This is a genomic window from Lactobacillus porci (assembly GCF_009695985.1).
Taxonomy (GTDB): domain Bacteria; phylum Bacillota; class Bacilli; order Lactobacillales; family Lactobacillaceae; genus Lactobacillus; species Lactobacillus absianus.
The window spans coordinates 1-2,100 of the sequence record NZ_VUMX01000065.1; the positions used below are offsets into that span (position 1 = coordinate 1).

Sequence of the window (2,100 nt, forward strand, 5' to 3'; positions counted from 1 at the left end):
TACTGATTTTATCAATGATATTTCGCAATAGCCAGCAATGAACGCTTGCATTGCGCAAGACGTTACATTATCTTCTGAAACATATAGCGCACCTTGTCCAGGCGGCTGTTTGGACGGCGGGGCTGGATGACTGGCTTGCCGACAGCGGCCTGATACCCTTTCAGTTCTGTAAGGCATACGCTCTGCCCGTTGGTGTAAGAGGCCAGATCAGTACGGTATGCCTGTATACAGCGGGCGGGAATCTCGCCAGTAAAGACAACTTCATCCTTTTTTACCTGGACCGTTTCGATGGTGGCACAGTATTTCGGTGCATCATGATAAGCCCTGGAAAGATATTCCCGGGGCGCATAGAGGGTGAAGGAGAGATAAGGTTCCAGCAGTTGCGTCCCTGATTCCTTCAATGCCTGTTCCAATACAATCGGGGCCAATGAGCGGAAGTCCGCCGGCGTGCTGACCGGACTGTAATAAAGCCCGTATTCAAAGCAAATCTTACAGTCCGTTACGTTCCAGCCGAACAAGCCCTGCTCCAGCCCGTAACGGATACCATCCCTGACAGCGTTTTGAAAACTCTGGTTCAAGTATCCCAGCGAAACCCGGCTCTCGTATTGTACACCGGAGCCAAGCGGGAGTGGTGTAACAGACAGTCCGATGGATGCCCAAAACGGGTTGGGCGGCACCTCGATATGGATGGTGTGGCTGGCTGCTTTGAGCGGCCGCTCCATATAAATGACGGTGGGTTCCTTTACCACTGTTTCAAGCTTGTATTTTTCCGACAGCAAAGCGGAAACAACCTCCAACTGCACCCGGCCCAAAAAAGAAAGAATGATCTCATGGGTGATGGAATCCACCTCGCAGCGCAAAAGCGGGTCAGTATCCGCAAGTTGCGTAAGAGCGTCCAGCAGCCGTTCTCTTTGCGCTGCCGTTTTCGGCGCAATCGACGTCCGCAGCATGGGGAGGGGGTCCTCACGCCACCTTTTACGAGGGAGCCGGGTTGGGTCCCCTAATACATCGTTTAACCTCACGCTGTCGCTGGGAAGGATAACAATTTCACCCGGATAAGCGGTGTCTGTCCGAACAATTTTCCCTTTGGATGGAATACGCATCTCTGTGATTTTCAGCTTTTCTCTCCCGGCCAGGGCCACCGTATCCCGCAGGCGCAGCGTTCCGCTGTATAGCCGTAGATAGACACGCCGCTGGCCGCAATCTGTATACTCCACCTTGAAAACGCTGCCGCATAGGGCGGCGCTCCCCTGTTCCCCAATCGGTTGGAACAGCCCTGTCACCGCATCCATCAACGGTTGAATGCCAAGGCCCTTTTTGGCGCTGCCATAATAGACCGGGAACAGGGAGGCGTCTTGAACCCGCCGCTGTTCCTCCCGCACAAGTTTTTCCCGGCTGATTGGTTCTCCTGCGATATACTTTTCCAATAATTTATCGTTATTTTCGATGACCGCATCCCATGCTTCTATGTCGGTATTTTCCTCCAGGACTATTTCCGGGGACAGCGACACCGTCTGCTTGATGATAATATCGGCGGAGAGCTTATCCCGAACAGACTGAACCACGCTCTGCAAATCAACGCCAGCCTGGTCGATCTTGTTGATAAAGATAACGGTGGGAATGTTCATTTTCCGCAGGGCATGGAACAGAATACGGGTCTGGGCCTGCACGCCATCTTTAGCGGAGATCACCAAGATGGCCCCATCTAAAACAGCCAAAGAGCGGTACACCTCCGCCAAAAAATCCATGTGGCCGGGCGTATCCACAATGTTGACTTTACATCTGTGCCACTGGAAGGAAGTGACTGCCGCTTGAATGGTAATCCCACGCTGCCGCTCCAAAAACATGGTGTCCGTACTCGTTGTCCCTTTTTCGACGCTCCCCGGTTCTGAAATGGCTCCGCTGGCATATAGCAGGCTCTCCGTCAAGGTCGTCTTTCCAGCGTCTACATGGGCAAGAATTCCAATATTGATTATTTTCATGTGATTGTCCTCCCTTTACTGCCCCGAAGGGCATAAAAATCCCCAGCAGTAAAATACTTTTACCACTGGGGATGATAATTTGCGGACATACACATATACAGCATACACCTGTTTGTGA

1 protein-coding gene is annotated in these 2,100 nt (G+C 52.1%); it reads right to left on the minus strand.

Annotated elements, in window-relative coordinates; genetic code table 11:
• Positions 1-62: 62 nt before the first annotated feature.
• Entirely contained in the window at positions 63-1,982 is a 1,920-nt protein-coding gene (gene tet(W) / locus FYJ62_RS10410; RefSeq protein ID WP_154487024.1) for a tetracycline resistance ribosomal protection protein Tet(W), read from the minus strand.
• Positions 1,983-2,100: the final 118 nt, after the last annotated feature.